The organism is Faecalitalea cylindroides (assembly GCF_028321995.1).
GTDB lineage: Bacteria > Bacillota_I > Bacilli_A > Erysipelotrichales > Erysipelotrichaceae > Faecalitalea > Faecalitalea cylindroides.
In genome coordinates this window covers 58,377-76,058 of the sequence record NZ_JAQLXG010000006.1, presented here as the reverse complement: position 1 = coordinate 76,058, position 17,682 = coordinate 58,377, and the positions used below count along the sequence as shown (strand labels likewise).

The 17,682-nt window shown below is 34.6% G+C and carries 14 protein-coding genes; 6 read left to right on the top strand and 8 right to left on the bottom strand.

Translation table 11 applies throughout. The annotated features are described in order from the left end of the window. Positions 1-94 precede the first annotated feature (94 nt). The 6 genes from PND65_RS04985 to PND65_RS04960 all read left to right on the top strand — a co-directional run bounded on the left by PND65_RS04985 (position 95) and on the right by PND65_RS04960 (position 7,698). Positions 95-556: a MarR family winged helix-turn-helix transcriptional regulator gene (locus tag PND65_RS04985; RefSeq protein ID WP_015535305.1), complete on the top strand. Its 462-nt coding sequence runs from the start codon at positions 95-97 to the stop codon at positions 554-556. Beyond that, a complete protein-coding gene (locus tag PND65_RS04980; RefSeq protein ID WP_271990807.1) occupies positions 537-2,279 on the top strand; it encodes an ABC transporter ATP-binding protein in 1,743 nt (580 codons plus the stop codon). Before PND65_RS04985 ends, PND65_RS04980 begins: the two co-directional genes overlap by 20 nt. Further along, entirely contained in the window at positions 2,272-4,131 is a 1,860-nt protein-coding gene (locus PND65_RS04975) for an ABC transporter ATP-binding protein (protein WP_035401929.1), read from the top strand. The genes PND65_RS04980 and PND65_RS04975 overlap by 8 nt, the downstream gene beginning before the upstream one ends. Before the next feature lie 90 nt (positions 4,132-4,221). After that, positions 4,222-4,809 (top strand): TVP38/TMEM64 family protein, encoded by a 588-nt coding sequence (locus tag PND65_RS04970; protein WP_271990809.1) that lies wholly within the window; start codon positions 4,222-4,224, stop codon positions 4,807-4,809. Between the two features lie 110 nt (positions 4,810-4,919). Further along, on the top strand, positions 4,920-5,627 hold the full coding sequence (locus PND65_RS04965; RefSeq protein WP_087158640.1) for a response regulator transcription factor: 708 nt from the start codon (positions 4,920-4,922) through the stop codon (positions 5,625-5,627). Between the two features lies 1 nt (position 5,628). Continuing rightward, positions 5,629-7,698 carry a sensor histidine kinase gene (locus tag PND65_RS04960; protein ID WP_271990812.1) on the top strand — a complete coding sequence of 690 codons (2,070 nt, stop codon included), beginning with the start codon at positions 5,629-5,631 and terminating at the stop codon, positions 7,696-7,698. Here the strand turns inward: PND65_RS04960 and PND65_RS04955 are convergent. The 8 genes from PND65_RS04955 to PND65_RS04920 all read right to left on the bottom strand — a co-directional run bounded on the left by PND65_RS04955 (position 7,687) and on the right by PND65_RS04920 (position 17,665). Continuing rightward, positions 7,687-8,598, bottom strand: a complete 912-nt coding sequence (locus PND65_RS04955; RefSeq protein ID WP_271990815.1) for a Type 1 glutamine amidotransferase-like domain-containing protein — start codon at positions 8,596-8,598, stop codon at positions 7,687-7,689. The genes PND65_RS04960 and PND65_RS04955 overlap by 12 nt on opposite strands. Positions 8,599-8,677: 79 nt before the next feature. Further along, positions 8,678-9,268 carry a hypothetical protein gene (locus PND65_RS04950; protein WP_271990818.1) on the bottom strand — a complete coding sequence of 197 codons (591 nt, stop codon included), beginning with the start codon at positions 9,266-9,268 and terminating at the stop codon, positions 8,678-8,680. A 35-nt stretch (positions 9,269-9,303) separates the two neighbouring features. After that, positions 9,304-10,725 carry an Asp-tRNA(Asn)/Glu-tRNA(Gln) amidotransferase subunit GatB gene (gene gatB, locus PND65_RS04945; RefSeq protein ID WP_271990820.1) on the bottom strand — a complete coding sequence of 474 codons (1,422 nt, stop codon included), beginning with the start codon at positions 10,723-10,725 and terminating at the stop codon, positions 9,304-9,306. A gap of 4 nt (positions 10,726-10,729) precedes the next feature. Beyond that, positions 10,730-12,106, bottom strand: a complete 1,377-nt coding sequence (locus tag PND65_RS04940) for an amidase family protein (protein ID WP_195191052.1) — start codon at positions 12,104-12,106, stop codon at positions 10,730-10,732. 1 nt (position 12,107) lies between these two features. Beyond that, entirely contained in the window at positions 12,108-12,401 is a 294-nt protein-coding gene (gene gatC, locus PND65_RS04935) for an Asp-tRNA(Asn)/Glu-tRNA(Gln) amidotransferase subunit GatC (RefSeq protein ID WP_015535311.1), read from the bottom strand. A gap of 14 nt (positions 12,402-12,415) precedes the next feature. Continuing rightward, entirely contained in the window at positions 12,416-13,495 is a 1,080-nt protein-coding gene (locus PND65_RS04930; RefSeq protein ID WP_022356215.1) for a CamS family sex pheromone protein, read from the bottom strand. Continuing rightward, a complete protein-coding gene (gene ligA, locus PND65_RS04925) occupies positions 13,479-15,476 on the bottom strand; it encodes an NAD-dependent DNA ligase LigA (protein WP_271990822.1) in 1,998 nt (665 codons plus the stop codon). Before ligA ends, PND65_RS04930 begins: the two co-directional genes overlap by 17 nt. 26 nt (positions 15,477-15,502) lie before the next feature. Further along, positions 15,503-17,665 (bottom strand): ATP-dependent helicase, encoded by a 2,163-nt coding sequence (locus tag PND65_RS04920; RefSeq protein WP_195191054.1) that lies wholly within the window; start codon positions 17,663-17,665, stop codon positions 15,503-15,505. Positions 17,666-17,682: the final 17 nt, after the last annotated feature.

Here is a 17,682-nt window from a genome sequence, read left to right as displayed (position 1 = left end):
AGTGCAATTCGTATTGACAATTATAATATGTTCACTATAATAAATAGCGTGCTATGAATTATAGATAGCGTGCTATGAAAAAAAGGAGGGCAAGATGAATAACCGTAAATATGGGTATGGATTTTATTTCAGGTGCATCCAATCGCAATTGGAAAAAGCCATGAATGAACAATTAAAAGAATTTGATCTTACCAAAAGCCAACTCGATATTTTACGCTTTTTAAAATACGTAAAGAAAGATCATGTAAATCAAAAAGATATTGAAGAGTTTTTTCATATTTCTAATCCCACTGTCACCGGTTTATTAAATCGTATGGAACAAAAAGGATATGTAGTAAGGGTCCATAGCCCAGATGACAAACGGATTCGCTATATTCAAATCACAGATAAAGTAGAAGATATCGACAAAAAGATCAAAAAACATATCGATTATTCAGAAGGCGTTATTGCCAAGGGCCTTTCGCAAGAAGAAAGAAATTTGTTGTTTAAACTCCTTGCGAAAGTGAAAGATAATTTAATAAAGGAGGAAGAGAACCATGTTAAAGACATTGATTAGTCAGATCAAACAATATAAATCTAATACGATCAAGACCCCAATCTATGTTGCTATTGAGGTTATCATGGAAGTTTTAATTCCTTATTTAATGGCTATTTTAGTCGACCAGGGAATTGAAAACGGTGATATGAAGGTCATATGGATTTATGGTTTCATTATGCTAATTGCAGCTATTATTTCATTAATTGCTGGTGCCTTAAGCGGAAAACATGCCGCCATTGCTTCAAGTGGATTTGCTAAAAATCTACGCGAAGCTGAGTATAAAAACATTCAAAACTTCGCTTTTGCTGATATTGATAAATATTCAACAGGCGGGTTGATTACTCGTATGATGACGGACGTCACAAATGTTCAAAACGCATTTCAAATGTTGATTCGCGTTTGTGTTCGTTCCCCGTTGATGTTGATTTCCTCATTGTTCATGGCATTTATGATCAATCATGAACTAGCTTTAGTCTTTGTTGGAGTTATAATTTTTCTAGGTATCGTATTATTTGGCATTTCTATGGTTGTTCACCCAATTTTCCGTCGTTTATTTAAGCGATATGATTATTTAAATGCCAGCGTTCAAGAAAATGTATCCGGAATTCGTGTCGTGAAAGCTTATGTTCGTGAAGATCATGAAATCGAAAAGTTCCATAAAGAAAGTGACTTGATTTTCAAAATCCAACAAAAAGCTGAAAAAATCTTAATCTTTAACTCTCCTGTAATGCAGCTTAGCGTATATGGATGTATCCTGCTGATTTCATGGTTAGGAGCACATATGATTGTTGGTGGTTCTATGACCACAGGAGAATTAATGAGCTTGTTTACATATACCACAAGCATTCTCATGTCATTAATGATGTTATCCATGGTATTTGTTATGGTCATCATGTCTGTAGCTAGTGCACAACGTATTGCCGAAGTTATCAATCAGAAGAGTTCTTTAACTTCACCTGAAAATGGTTTAAAAGAGGTAAAGAACGGTGATATCGTTTTTGATCATGTCTATTTTAATTATGGAACGGGTAAACATGATGATGGATCCTTTGTTTTGGATGATGTTTCTCTACATGTCCCAAGTGGTTCCACGCTTGGAATTTTAGGAGCTACAGGTAGTGCCAAAACAACCTTTGTACAATTGATTCCTCGCTTATATGATGTTACATCCGGTTCAGTCAAAGTAGCTGGCAAAGATGTCAAAAATTATGATTTAAAAACATTGCGTGACAATGTTGCTATGGTATTACAAAAAAACGTGCTTTTCTCGGGTACGATCAAAGAAAACATGCGTTGGGGTAATGATGATGCAACAGATGAAGAAATCATTGAAGCTTGCAAATTAGCACAAGCCGATGAATTCATCCAAAAAATGCCTGATAAATATAACACATATATTGAACAAGGAGGTACAAACGTATCCGGTGGACAAAGACAACGTTTATGTATTGCCCGTGCTTTATTGAAAAAACCAAAAATCTTGATCTTAGATGATTCAACTAGTGCTGTCGATACTAAGACAGATGCCTTGATTCGCCAGGCATTCTTAGAAAAAATTCCGGATACAACAAGAATTATTATTTCTCAGCGTATTTCATCTATTCAAGATGCTGATCAAATCCTAGTTTTAGATGATGGAATCATCTCTGGTCTAGGGACACATGAAGAGTTATTAAAAACAAACAAACAGTATCGTGAAACTTTCGAAGCTCAGCAGAAAGGAGGTAGTTTAAGTGAATAGTACTATCTATGGATTAAAACGCGTTCTGCAGGAAACGTTTAATCGATATAAATTAGCATGTATTTCAGTATTAATCTTAATTATCGTTTCTGCTTTTGCCAATGTTTATGGCAGCATGTTTTTAAAAACTTTGATTGATGATTATATTACACCGATGTTATCTCAGGAAACACCTGACTTTAATCCATTGATCCAAGCAATTATGACATTAATATGTATCTATATTGTAGGCATTCTTTCTACTTATGCATTCAATCGTATCATGGTTACAGTTTCTTTAGGAACTTTAAAATCAATTCGTGATGAATTATTTGAACATATGGAAACTCTACCAATTAAATTCTTTGATACACATGCTCATGGTGACATCATGTCGATTTATACAAATGATACGGATACATTGCGTCAATTGCTGTCACAAAGCTTACCACAGATGATTAACTCATTGATAACGATGATTTCTGTATTTATATCAATGTTGATTTTAAATATTCCTCTTGCAATTGTAACTTTGATTATGGGGGGAATCATGGTTATTACCAGTCGTTTGATTACCAAAAAATCAAGTTTCTACTTCCGTCGCCAACAAAAAGATTTAGGTATTGTTAATGGGTTTATTGAAGAAATGATGGAAGGATGTAAAGTTATTAAGGTCTTTACACATGAACAAGACAGTATTAAAGATTTTGATAAACTTAATGAGCAGCTTTTTGAAGCTAGCACAAATGCCAATATGTTTGCCAACATCTTAATGCCTATCGTAATGAATATCGGCTATGTGTCTTATGTATTAACTGCTGTTGTAGGTTCCATTCTTGCAATCAATAACATGGCGGGATTAACATTAGGAACTATTGCTGCTTTCTTACAGTTAAATCGTTCATTTAACGCACCTATCGGACAGATTTCTCAACAATTAAATGCTGTTGTTATGGCAGGAGCTGGTGCACAACGTATATACTCTGTACTAGATGAAAAACCAGAAATCGACGATGGTAAAGTTACGCTTGTAAGTGTATATTACGATGATGATGGTAATGTTCATGAAACAGATAAGAATACCAGCAAGTGGTGCTGGAGACATCCAAGAGCTAATGGAGCTATTGAATATGTCCCTTTAAAAGGCGATGTTCGTTTCAATGATGTTGTATTCGGATACACGCCTAAGAAAACGATTTTACATGATATCAATCTTTATGCTAAACCAGGTCAAAAAGTTGCTTTCGTTGGGGCAACTGGTGCTGGTAAAACAACAATAACGAACTTGATCAACCGTTTTTATGATATTCAAAACGGATCAATCACATATGATGGAATCGATGTTAAATTGATCAAAAAAGATGATCTTCGCCATAGTCTTGGTATCGTTTTACAAGATACAAACTTATTTACCGGCACGATCATGGATAATATTCGCTATGGTAAACTGGATGCAACCGATGAAGAATGTATCGCTGCTGCCAAACTTGCTAATGCTCATGATTTTATCAAACATCTAGAACATGGTTATCAAACACAGTTAACAGCGGGTGGCCAAAGTCTTTCTCAAGGACAAAGACAATTATTATCAATTGCCAGAGCAGCTGTAGCCAATCCTCCTGTATTGATTTTAGATGAGGCAACAAGCTCCATCGATACACGAACAGAAAAGATCGTTCAGGATGGTATGGATAAACTGATGGAAGGTAGAACCGTATTTGTAATTGCGCATAGGCTTTCGACAATCCAAAACTCAGATGCAATCATGGTACTTGAAAATGGTCGAATCATTGAACGTGGAAATCATGATGAGTTATTGAAACAAAAAGGTACATACTACCAGTTATACACAGGAGCCTTTGAACTTGAATAGTTCAAGGCTTTTTTATTTGTTTAGAAAAATTTAAGAATTTATACCATTTTATCCTAAGTTTTATTCTATATCCTAATAATGGTGATAGATATGACAGATACAAAAAGAATTTTTCAAGTGACAACCATCTTAGGAACGCTCTTCTTGATTGGTTTGATTCTTTATTTCTTAAGTCAAGGATATTTTACTGATTCAACAAAATTACAGGCATTATTAAACCAAACCGGTATATTTGCTCCTTTACTATTTATCCTGCTTCAAATATTTCAGGTAATCATTCCAATTATTCCAGGTGGAGCAAGTTCAGCTTTAGGAATTGTTGCATTTGGACCTATTTGGGGATTTGTCTATAATTATGCCGGACTAGTCATAGGTTCTATTCTGGCTTTCTTATTAGTCAAAAGATATGGCAAAACCTTTATTCTTAAAGTATGTGATCAAAAAACCTATGACAAATATATCGGATGGTTAGATAAAGGTAAGAAATTCGATAGATTTTTTGCAGCTGCTATCTTTTTTCCATGTGCTCCAGATGACATACTGTGCATGATTGCCGGCCTTACCAGCATGACCTTAAAAAAATTCAGTATGATTATTATTTTAGGAAAACCTTTAGCTTTGATTGCCTACTCATATGGGTTAAGTGAAATATTGAAAATTATCGACCATTTTATTTAGGAGGATTTATGATAGAGATCTTAATTTATACAATTGGAATAGTATGTGCTGGATTTGGCTTTTATATTCATTATCAGAAATGATAAAATAAATAGCGAGGTATATGAAGTATGGAACACACAGTATTAGTTGTTGAAGACGAAAAAGGAATTCGAGAAGCAATCGGAATTTATATGAAAAACCAAGGCTATCATGTAATTTTAGCTAAAAACGGTAAAGAAGGTCTTGAAAAAATCCATGAAAATGATGTACATCTTGCAATCGTTGACATTATGATGCCCGTCATGGATGGAATCACCATGGTCATGGAAGTTCGTAAAAAATATGACTTCCCTATCCTTTTCTTAAGCGCCAAAAGTGAAGACATGGATAAGATATTTGGTTTAAATATTGGAGCGGATGATTATATTACTAAACCTTTTGAATCTATGGAATTGATTGCAAGGGTTCGTTCCCAATTAAGAAGATATGAACAAATTCTAGAACTTAAAAATCAAAATACAAGTACCAAGAATACTGGAAAATACATCGTTGGAGATTTAGAGTTAGATACTTTGACCAAACAGGCAAAGATTCAAGATAAACCAATTCATTTAACCCCCAAGGAATACCAGATCTTAGAACTCTTGATCAAACATCCTGGACAGGTCTTTTCAGCCAGTCAAATCTATGAAACCATTTGGAAGGAAGAAGCTATCAATACAGAAACAATCATGGTACACATACGAAAGCTTCGCGAAAAAATTGAAGTCAATCCTAAAAAACCTGTCTATCTAAAAGTTGTATGGGGCATTGGATATAAAATAGAGAAGGTATAACATGAAGCACAGATATTCTTTTATCACCAGCTTTTTTATCTTGATTACAGTTTGTACAATGGTCATTCTTGGACTTTTCAAAAATGTTCAGGAAAATGCTACCTACGATGAATTCGCTCTAGGAGATCAAACAGTAGAAGCTATTTCTTATCTTATGCTGGAAAAAGCCGCTGAATTAGATCCTAATTATGAGATGATCCAATTTGATGAAAGTAATGGTGCAATCTCTGATGAACAAAAAGCCAGTGTCAACAGCAGTCTTCGTTCTATGTTTTCTCAATATACTACGCTATTAGATAACGATGAAAACTTTGGGTATGAAATTCATTACAATGATCAAACGATATCACACAATATGCCAGAAAAGTTAGATAAATCTCAGGCGCTTTATTATAATGAAATCTATTTTGATAATGAATCCGTTCAAGCTTCACAAAATTCCTCCTATTATTACTATGACTTTTTAAATGAGGATGACCTATATTATGTCTATGAGCAAGCCAATGTTGTTTTAAATGGAAATGCGTATAATCAGGTATATATTAACTTACCTAAAAATATATCTTTTACCTTTTATATTCCTAAAGATCTTGAATCCAATCGAAAAATCATAGTGAACTCTCTAAATATACCCGATGCTTTTGCACAATTTTTAATTTTTGCGCTCATTATCGTTGCATTGATAATTCTGGTGTTTGTCTTAATATTTCCAATTGAGATTGAAACAAAAGCACAGCCATTTTGTTCAGCTGTACGCATGAAATTAGAAATTGCGGTTATTTTCTATACAAGTGCTTTAACACTCTTATTGGCAGGAAGTATTTATCTTTCTGGAAAAACAATGAATGGAGCTATTTTAAGATGGCTAGAACAATATAAGATCTTTCAACCTCAATTAATTTGTTATTTACTTAATTTTATTGTTTACATCATTACATTTACAACGATTGCCTGTGCTTATGTCTATATTAAAAATATGATCAAGAAAAAGCCTCTGCACTTTTTAAAGACAAACAGTCTGACTGGCATGCTTATTTCTTATATCAAGCTCTTTTTGGACAAGACCGCTTCTTTTGATTTAGCAAACGATTTAAATAAGAAGTTATTGATCTTTGTTGGAATCAATACCCTTGCATGCATTATTTTATGCTTATTTGGTCCTTTTGGTATTCTTCTAGCGATAGGTTATGGAATTCTGTGTTTCTTCTATCTAAAAAAACAATTAAACAAAGTTCAGGAAGATTATTTATCAACGCTTGAACATGCGATGTCTTTGGCAAAAGGTGATTTTGAAATCACGCAAAACCAGGATGCTGGCATCTTCAATTCCTTAGAATATGAATTATCTTCAATTCAAGTCGGATTTGAAACAAGTTTAAAAGAAAAGATCAAATCACAGAATTTAAAAACTGAACTGATCACAAATGTTTCTCACGATCTAAAAACACCTCTAACAGGTATCAAAAATTATCTTGAATTATTAAATAATCCAGATCTGGATTCAAAAACACGAAATGAATATCTAACAACATTGACCAACTATACAGACCGTTTAAATAATTTGATACAAGATTTATTTGAAATTTCCAAAGCAAATAGCGGAAATATCGATTTAGAACCACAAAAAATCAATTTGATCGAATTTATGGAACAGGTTCATGCAGAAAATATGTCTTTATTGGAAGAAAAAAATTTGATCCTTGTCTTTGAACACGATGACGAAGATATTTACTGCACATTTGATCCAGACAAAACAGTTCGTATCTTTGAAAATCTAATTTCAAATATTTCAAAATACACATTGGAAAATACGCGTGTGTTCGTAGAATGTAAAAAAGAAAAAAACTATGCGACCATCACATATAAAAACATCTCCAAGACATTCTTAGACTTTGATCCAGAACAGATCACAGAAAGATTTGTACGAGGAGATGCTTCCAGACATGAAAGTGGCAGTGGCCTAGGCCTTGCGATCATTAAAAGCTTTGCGGAAATTCAAGATGGTCAGTTTAAAATTGAAATTGACGGTGATGTATTTAAAGCCATCTTAAAGCTTCCATTATTCAAATAAATCTACATGACCAAAAGATTCAATCTGATCATCATGGACAATCAATCCTCCATCCTCATAGATGGCATAGACTGGTTGTCCTTTTTCTTTTAGAACTCGTTCTATACTTTGTTTTTGAATATTGGAAGCGTGATAATGCACTTCTATCTTAAAACCTTCTATACATCCGAAACCTGGTAAATATTGAAAAGTAGGATAATCTTCATCTGGTGTTATATGGTATTCTTTTAACTGTATCATGGCCCCTGCACTATATCCAATCATCAATCCTTGGTAGTTTTTTAGAATCTTCTTTAGCTTAAACTCCTTGATTCTTTTCATCATAAGATCTGGTGCTCCACCTGTCAAAAGTAAAATAGAACTGCCAAGCACTTTTTTTAACACATCTTCTTTAGAGTCTTTAAAATAATTTACCCAATGTATTTGATTTTCCTTCAATCCATATTTAAAAAAGACATCCGTATTTGAACGATACCAGATTCCCTGTCCTTTGGCATATTGTTTGTCCCAGTCATTACAGTTTTTGGTATCGTTAAAAAAGCTGAAAGCTAATACACAGACTTCATCATCTGGGTTGATCAACTTTCTTAATATTGGATAACACCACTTTTCATCAATCATACTGGTGTTCATCAAACAATGTTTAATTCCCTTAAATTGATAAGGCATAAAATCCTTATACGCTTCTTCATCCAGTTTTAAACAGCGATATAATAAACGCTTCTTTTGATCAAAAAACGTCTCAATATTCAATTTTTTGGAATCTAAGATCAACATCCCACCCTGCCATTCATTTACATATAACTTTAATGTATTCCATGAATAAAGGATATATTCTTTCTTTTTCTTCACCAAATGTGTTTCAAATTCATTTTTATCAAGTAAATATATTAATTCCATAGATAGATTAAAATATATAATTAAGTCAAAATCAATAAAAGATTAAAACAAAAACGCTGTGCTTTCACACAGCGAAATATTAACGTTTAATTTGAGCTACAAGTTCTGGATCTTTAGCCGTTGTCATGACATCTGTAACACGATCCGTTGCAGCACCGGTTTTGGTTGTCTTAATGTATATCTGACCTTCTGCGGGATGACTGTCATCTACTATGTAATTGTACACATCAATTTCTAGATCATACATTTTAGCATCTTCACGATTTGTAAAGTACTGATCGATAGGAAGCGTTGCCGCTACAATTTCATAAGCTTGATCACTGGCTGCCTGAATTTGATCTTGTGTATAAGAATCATCCATATTTAAATGAACTCTTAATGTAGCACTCTTTAAATTGATCGTAACTTCTTCGACACCACCAATGCCGGAAGCTTGTTCCTGAATTGAGTTCATCGCTTCTTCTGTAATGCTTGGATTTAGATCTTCACCGTTAAAACGATTTCCAACGACAGGCTCACCCTGTCCACCCATACTAGTTAATAATACATACGCTACTATCACTACAGGAATAGCGATTATGATCAGAGTAAACCAAACAAGCTTATGCCCTTGTATAGATTCTGTATTTTTCTTTTGCGTTTTTTTAGGTTTTGTCTTATTTAAAGCCATAAAACTACCCTCCTAGTGATTAGTATACCATAAAATTAACGTTTGTTTAATTCTTCCTTGATCAATTCATTTGTTCGTTTTGGATTTGCCTGTCCTTTGCTGGCTTTCATTACTTGACCAACTAAGAATCCAACAGCTCTATCCTTACCATTCTTGTAATCTTCGATACTTTGTGGGTTGGCATCTAAAACGCTTGTTACCAAGGCAAGAATAGCTCCGTCATCACTGACTTGTTTCATACCCTTTTCTTCAATGACTTTCTTTGGATCTTTATTCAACATAACTTCTTCAAAAACAAACTTACCTTGTTTTCCACTAATATCTCCAGCTTCAATTGAATCAACCAAGCTTGCAATATATTCTGGTTTTACTTCAATCGAATCAAAATTTGTATTCTTTTTATTTAGATAAGCACTAACATCTCCTGTAATCCAGTTACATACCTTCTTCGCATTTTTGGTATGCTTACAAACTTCTTCATAATAATCTGCCATAGCTCTGTCATTAACCAACACATTAGCATCGTATTCACTTAAGCCATACTCTTTCATGAAGCGTTCGATCTTTTGTTCTGGTAATTCTTCAAGAGAATCCTGAATTTCTTTTACCCAGTTTGGATCTAATTGAATTGGAAAGATATTTGGTTCTGGAAAATACTTATAGTCAACATTTCCTTCTTTTTTACGCATAAGAACCGTTGTCTTTAAAGATTCATCATATCGTCTTGTTTCCTGCTCAACACTCTTTCCTTCATCTAATAAAGCAGACTGCCTTTCAATTTCTGCCTGAACAGCTTTTTGAACATTGGCAATAGAGTTTAAGTTCTTGATTTCTGTTTTTGTTCCTAAAGTATCTTTATCCTTACTTAAAGAAATATTGACATCACAGCGCATGCTGCCTTCTTCCATTTTAACATCGCTGACATTCAGATATAGAAGATTTTTTCGTAAAGTTTCTACATAGGCAGCTGCTTCTTTTGCAGAATGCATATCCGGACAAGAGACGATTTCAATCAATGGAGTTCCTGCACGGTTAAAGTCAATATATGTTCCTGTATCTTTATGAAACTGTTTAGCAGTATCTTCTTCCATATGGATTCTTTCAATGCGAATATTTTTCTTTTCACCATCTACTTCAATTTCTACATATCCATTCTTTCCGATTGGATGAAATTGTTGTGTGATTTGGAATCCTTTTGGAAGATCTGAATAATAGTAGTTTTTACGATCAAATTTTAATAACGTATCCAATTCACAATGCATTGCTGTACAAGCTTTAATGGCAAGTCTTACTGCTTCTTTATTTACACATGGCAAGATTCCTGGATGTCCAAGGTCTACTACGGACGTACAAGTATTAGCCACCTTTCCAAAACGGACTGGTGCTCCAGAAAACATTTTGGTATTTGTCTTTAGTTCACAATGGATTTCAATACCAATCGTTACATAATAATCCATGTTCTTAGACTCCTTTCTTAACCTGGTCTTTTAAACCTGTTATATCTTCCATACCTTGTGCCAAATCAAACATCATTTGTTCTTCAAATGGACGGCATGTTAAATTGATTCCAAGTGGCATTCCATCTTTTTGGGCAAATGGTAAAGTTATGCTTGGATATCCAGAGAAGTTGGCAAGCTGCATATGCTCATCCGCAAAAGAGGTTTCTTTAAAGCGAACATCCTGACTGTCTTCAATCATTGGGGCAATATCTAAAGCTGCCATGCACAAAATACCATCAACACCTTCAAAACACTTCTTATAAGCATCTACGATCAAACGACGAATCTTCTGTGCTTTTCTAAATAAACGATCTTGATTTTCATTAAACAATGAATAAGAACCAATCACAAATCGAGCACGAACATAGCTTGAGAAGCCTTTTGTACGTGAGTTTGTCATTACCTCTTCTACACTTTCACCATCTTCACGCATACCAAAACGAAGGCCGTCAAGATTAGAATGGTTTGCGGTTGCTTCTGCATTGGCAATGGTCTTATAAACCGGTGGAATCAATTCCATATATTCTCTTGGCATTTCCACTTCTTTGATGTTAACACCGGCTTCTTTTAACTTCTTAACAAATTCATAGAATGTGTTTTTTACATATTCATCTTCTATTTCATCGATAACTGTCTTTAAAACACCGATCGTTTTGCCTTTTAGATCTCCATTTAAATTTTTAGAGTATTCTTCAACTGGTTTAAAGCTTGAAGTCATATCTTTATCATCACGTCCAGCTAAAACTTCTAAAGCTAAAGCTGCATCTTTGATATTTGTCGTAAAGTAACCGACATGATCCAAACTTGATGCATATGGAATAATACCATAACGAGAAATACGCCCATAAGTTGGTTTTACTCCAACAACACCTGTATAAGCAGCTGGCTTACGAATACTATCACCCGTATCTGTTCCAATAGCTAAAGGAGCTGCATCACTAGCTACTAAAACAGCACATCCTCCTGAACTACCACCAGAAATACGATCAAGATCATAAGGGTTATGTACAGCGCCTGTATAGGCATTTTTATTTGTTCCACCCATACCAAGTTCATCCATGCTGGCCTTGCAGACAAAGATAGCTCCTGCTTCATTCAACTTTTTAACAATCGTTGCATCATAAACAGGAACATAGTTATCTAAAATTCTTGAACTTGCTGTTGTACGAATTCCTTTTGTATTGATGTTATCTTTTAAGATGACAGGAATACCGGAAAGTTTACCTTGATTAGGATTGTCTTTAGGTTCGATCATCGTTACAGCTGCATTTAATTTTGGCTGCAATTCTTCAATTCTTTTATAAGATTCAACTGCACTGACACTTGACTTTATTTCCATTTTACTTCACCACCTTTGGTACATGAACATGTCCCATTCTTACATCTTTAACATTCTTTAATGCATCTTCCTGTGACAACACATCTTCTTCTATATCTTCTCTTAAAAATGTTGTTGCCTCTTCAAAAGGATAAACCATAGGTTCTACTCCCGTTGTGTCGATTTTTTCAAACAATTCAACTTGTTTTTCGACTTCAATAAAATCTTTTTTCAGTTCGTTGATCTCATCATCACTTAAATCGAATTTAAGATCATTTGCCAACTTATGAAAATATTCATTACTAAACTTTTCCATTCTTTTCTCCTCTATTAAAAGCGTGTATTAACATTTGTTTCAGTTGAATCGATATCACGATTGATCATCGCATAAACTGTATCATCATTGGTAATTGTAATCTGATATTCACAATCCGTACTTGTAAACACTGATAAACTTGAGTTTGCCGTCTGACATACTGCCAAAATTTCACCCGCTGTTTTACCATGGGAAGTAATATCCAACTGCAGTTTAACTAAATTTCCATTTTCATATTTTGCCTTTCCTGTTACATATGTGTAATCAGGCAAAACATTTTGAATATCTTCTTTAAAAGTATTGAATTGCTCAGCTGTTGTTGGATCATCTGTAGTTAACTGTGTGCTTGGCACCAGGATCCACTCTTCATCTAAAGAATTATAACTTCCACTACTTCCTTCAAACATTCCTTCATAAAAGTATCCACCTAAAGATTCCTGCGAAGAATCTAAAGAATAAGCGGCAATATAAATAGGAATTCTAGCTGAGATATCATTAAAGCGCTCACGCATATAATTAACCAATTTCCCTGCGGTTACCTCAATATAATTTTGTAACTTTTCTTTGGTAATCTCATATGTATTTCCTGCATCATCTTCGACTTCATCATTTACGACCAAAGCTAAGGAAATTCCTCGTAAGTTATCATTAGTGTTATACCAGTCTAGTTCATAGATATCCACAAGAATGGTGGCTCCAGTTACTTCTCCATTCCCGGTATCGAAAGCTTCATCACGAGATGGATTTAAACCATTAGGATTATCATCTCTTAATGTTCCCAAAAGTCCTCTAGAACCATCGGTTGCATCCAATTCATCAAAATCAAGAAATGTATGTGTACGATATCCAACAGACGATGGATCAAAATATTGTTTTGACAGATCCATCAAACCAGATTCAATCTCAATTCGTATATCTTGATCCGAGATCAAACCAACATGTTTGACACGTGTATCGCTCGATTCAAAAGGCAACATTGCGACATAATCTCCTGCCTGTAAAGCTAAAGTATCATTTGTAGATGTCCCCATACAACCACTCAGACATAAAGAAATCACCAAAAAGCTTGTCAATAACTTAACTGTTCTGTGCATTTTCTACCTCCTCTACAAATTCCTCCTCACTCATCGTCGCAACACCAAGATTTTGTGCTTTGGCAAGCTTGCTTCCTGCAGCTGTACCATAAATCACATAGTCTGTCTTTTTTGAAACAGAACCTGAAACATTAGCCCCAAGATTTTCTAATATCTCTTTGGCTTCATTTCGCGTATAGTGTTCTAAAGTTCCTGTTAAAACAACCGTTTTATTCGTAAATCGGCTTGCCTTGATTTCTTGTTTTTCCTGAATCATGTTCAAGCCCTGTTCCTTTAAAGTCTGAATCAGTTTTTGATTTGATTCATCTTTAAAGAACTCAACAATGCTTTGAGCTGTGATCGGGCCGATATCATTGATGGAAACAAGTGTATCAACATCAGCCTTCATCAATGCATCCATAGAGCCAAAGTAGTTTGCCAAGATAGCTGCAGCTTTTTTACCAACCTGTCGAATTCCTAATCCATATAACAATAAAGCCAAAGGCTGTTTTTTACTGGTTTCAATTGTCTCCAACATTTTATCGACCGATTTTTTTTGATATCCTCTTTTTTCAAGAAGCTCTTCACGATGTTCATGTAAGAAATAAATATCTTCGATAGAATTTAAAAAACCAAATTCATGAAGCTGTTCAATTTTCTTATCACCCAAAGTATCGATATCCATTGCATCTCTAGAGGCAAAATGTATCATAGACTCCACAACACGAGCCGGACAATCTTGATTGATACAATAATGAGCTGCTTCCCCTTCTAGTCGTACCAATCTAGAGCCGCAAACCGGGCAATGAGTTGGATATACATATGGAACCTGTGATCCATCACGTCTTTCTTTCACACTTGAGACAACTTCCGGTATGATCTCTCCAGCTTTTTGTACTACAACAATATCATTGATCCTTAGATCTTTTGATAAAATCATATCTTCATTATGCAACTGCGCCGCACTAACCGTTGTACCGGCAATGCGAACCGGCTCAAGAACCGCATTGGGTGTGATCTTTCCTGTTCTTCCTACCGTAATTACGATATCCAGCAATCTTGTCTGTACACGTTCGGCAGGAAATTTATATGCCGTGGCATATCGTGGCACTTTGGCAGTTGAACCTAATGTCCTTTGATCGGATAAAGAATTGAGCTTAATAACCATACCATCAATTTCATATGGTAGATCATTTCGTTTTTCCTGAATGGACTGGATAAACTCCCAAATCTCTTTTGTATTCTTACAAACTTTAAATAAAGGGTTGACTTTAAAATTTAAAGAACGCATTCGATCCAACGCTTCCTGCTGAGTTAAGATTCCAAAATCCTGTGCATTTTGAAAATAATACCAGTAAGCATCAAGCTTTCTAGAAGCGCACACACTTGAATCAAGTTGGCGAATTGAACCCGCTGCCGCATTTCTAGGATTGGCAAACAAGGCTTGATTGTTCTTTTTTTGACGTTCATTCAGTTCCTCGAAGCTTTTTTTAGGCATATACACTTCACCACGTACTTCTACATGACGTCTTTCCGGAATATGCATAGGAATGGATTGAATCGTTTTGATATTTGCGGATACATCCTCGCCAACCAATCCATCCCCTCTTGTCACAGCACGAACAAAGGAACCATTCTCATAAATCAAAGACATTGCTAAACCATCATATTTACATTCCACGACAAATTCGGCATCTTTGACACTTCCTTGAATACGATTAACAAATTCTTCAATTTCTTCATAATTGAAGACATTTCCTAACGAAAGCATTTGGCTGTCATGCCTAACTTTTTCAAAACCTTCCAAGACTTGACCAATGATTCTTTGTGAAGGCGAATTGGCATCATACATTTCAGGGTGTTTTTCTTCTAATGCCATCAACTCCTGCATCAAACGATCGTATTCTTGATCCGAAACACTTGGATTGTCATATACATAATATTCAATAGAATACTTTTCTAGCTCTCTTCTTAGAAATAAAATACGATTTTCTTCATTCATATTTAATCACCTGTTTAGATATTATATCATGCTTTTTTCAAAGACGGATGACTAGCATTCAATTTCTTTACTCCAAATTTATGGCTAAAAGCAACTGTTGCTACATTTCCTTCAATTTTCAATACAACACCCTGCCCATAAACACTATGATCGACCAAATCTCCTTTACGAAATTTTTGATTCTTTTTCATAGTTTGTTTAGATGGACTCATAGAACTTTGCATCATATTGGATGTATATTCAACTTTTGGTTTTGGCTTATCATCATAAGTATACTCTTTGGGTATCTCCATTAAGAACCTCGATGAGGTCTTATATGTATCCAGCATGTATGAATAGCCTGTATTCCATGTAATGATCAAATTTCGTTTTGCGCGTGTCATCGCAACATAACACAAGCGTCTTTCTTCTTCAAGTGACTTTCTTCCCCCTTCTTGAACGGACCTCGCACTTGGAAAGATTCCATCATTAAAATTCACAAGGAATACTGTATCAAATTCAAGTCCCTTAGCCGCATGAACTGTCATCAATGAAACAGAATTCAATGCCAAATCCGAAGTTTTATCTGTAAATAAAGACACATCCTGCAAGTATGTTTCTAAAGTCATATCCGGATCTTCTTTTAAAGACTGGGCAATATCGGATTTAAGTTCCTTTAAATTTTCAATTCGTTCTGTTTCATTTTCATCTTCTAACATTTTTAAATATCCAGTCTTATCCAATACATAATCCAAAAAATCTTCTAATGAATAATCTTTACGATGACTTCTTAAATCCAAAATAAGTGAAACAAAACCTTCACATTTTCGTTTGATTGCATTCGAAATATCTAAAGGATCTCTCATCTCTTCAAAAAGATTGATATGTCGACTTGCAGCTTCTTCGCGTAGCGCATCTATAGATTTTTGACCAATGCCTCGTCTAGGCTGATTAATGACACGCAAGATCGCAAGATCTAAAGAGAACTGTTCAGGATCATTTTCATCAGGATATGTACAAAGCTTTAAATACGCCAAAGCATCTTTAATTTCCTGTCTTTCATAAAAACGAATTCCACCATAAATAATATAAGGAATCCCCACTGTTCGAAATACACGTTCAAAAGATCTGGAACTATAGTTTGAACGATATAGAATGGCTATATCTTTATAGTCTATTCCATTTTTATGTCGTTTCGATATTTCTCTTGCGACAAATAAAGGTTCATCCCCTTCTTCACTTGATGCATGCAGCAAGATCTTATCATCGCCTGGAATCTGTGTATATAAATCTTTTTTGATACGATCTTGATTATACGAAATAACTTTATTGCTGGCTTCAAGAATTGGTTTTGTAGAACGATAATTTTGATCCAAGATCACGGTTTCACAATTTTCAAAATCTTTATTAAAGCGAAGAATGATATCTACGCTTGCACCACGCCAAGTATAAATGGTTTGATCTGGATCTCCTACAACACATAAAAAAGCATGTTTTCCTGTAATCAAACGAATAATGCCATATTGAACAGGATCGACATCCTGAAATTCATCAACATGAATATAATCTAAACGATTTTGCCATTTTGTTCTTACATCAACATTATGATTTAAAAGTTTATGTGCTTCGATCAATAGATCATCAAAATCCATAGCTTTCATCTCTAAGCGAGCATCTTCATAAAATTTATAGATATTGGCAATCTGCTCAGAATTATCCGTTTCAGCCATGGCTATAGCCATATCTGGATCGATATGTTCTGATTTATAACCAGAAATATATCCTAAAACTTTAGCCATCGAAAGTTGTTTTAAATCAATATCCATCTTTTTATAAATAGGACGTAATATTTGTTTTTGATCATCCGAATCCAAGATCGTAAAAGATCGAGGATATCCAATCTGATCAGCATCTTCTCGTAAGATCCTAACACAAAGAGCATGTATCGTAGAGATACGTACAACACTGGCCTCATCTTTTAATTGTGTATGAAGTCTCTCTTTCATTTCCTGTGTTGCCTTATTTGTAAAAGTAATCGCCAAAATTCGATTTGGCATGATACCCACTTCTTTTACCAAATACACGATTCTTGCCATTAAAACACGTGTTTTTCCACTGCCGGCACCGGCAATGATGCGAACATGCGTATCAATTGTACTGGCTGCTTTTCTTTGATTTATATTTAATGTATCTAATACTGATTCACCCATAATATCACCGTTGAATA

Excerpts from the sequence above, each read along its gene's own strand:
- PND65_RS04985 (WP_015535305.1), top strand. The coding sequence starts at position 95 with ATGAATAACCGTAAATATGGGTATGGATTTTATTTCAGGTGCATCCAA.
- PND65_RS04980 (WP_271990807.1), top strand. The coding sequence starts at position 537 with ATGTTAAAGACATTGATTAGTCAGATCAAACAATATAAATCTAATACG.
- PND65_RS04970 (WP_271990809.1), top strand. The coding sequence starts at position 4,222 with ATGACAGATACAAAAAGAATTTTTCAAGTGACAACCATCTTAGGAACG.
- PND65_RS04965 (WP_087158640.1), top strand. The coding sequence starts at position 4,920 with ATGGAACACACAGTATTAGTTGTTGAAGACGAAAAAGGAATTCGAGAA.
- PND65_RS04960 (WP_271990812.1), top strand. The coding sequence starts at position 5,629 with ATGAAGCACAGATATTCTTTTATCACCAGCTTTTTTATCTTGATTACA.
- PND65_RS04955 (WP_271990815.1), bottom strand. The coding sequence starts at position 8,598 with ATGGAATTAATATATTTACTTGATAAAAATGAATTTGAAACACATTTG.
- PND65_RS04950 (WP_271990818.1), bottom strand. The coding sequence starts at position 9,268 with ATGGCTTTAAATAAGACAAAACCTAAAAAAACGCAAAAGAAAAATACA.
- gatB (WP_271990820.1), bottom strand. The coding sequence starts at position 10,725 with ATGGATTATTATGTAACGATTGGTATTGAAATCCATTGTGAACTAAAG.
- PND65_RS04940 (WP_195191052.1), bottom strand. The coding sequence starts at position 12,106 with ATGGAAATAAAGTCAAGTGTCAGTGCAGTTGAATCTTATAAAAGAATT.
- gatC (WP_015535311.1), bottom strand. The coding sequence starts at position 12,401 with ATGGAAAAGTTTAGTAATGAATATTTTCATAAGTTGGCAAATGATCTT.
- PND65_RS04930 (WP_022356215.1), bottom strand. The coding sequence starts at position 13,495 with ATGCACAGAACAGTTAAGTTATTGACAAGCTTTTTGGTGATTTCTTTA.
- ligA (WP_271990822.1), bottom strand. The coding sequence starts at position 15,476 with ATGAATGAAGAAAATCGTATTTTATTTCTAAGAAGAGAGCTAGAAAAG.
- PND65_RS04920 (WP_195191054.1), bottom strand. The coding sequence starts at position 17,665 with ATGGGTGAATCAGTATTAGATACATTAAATATAAATCAAAGAAAAGCA.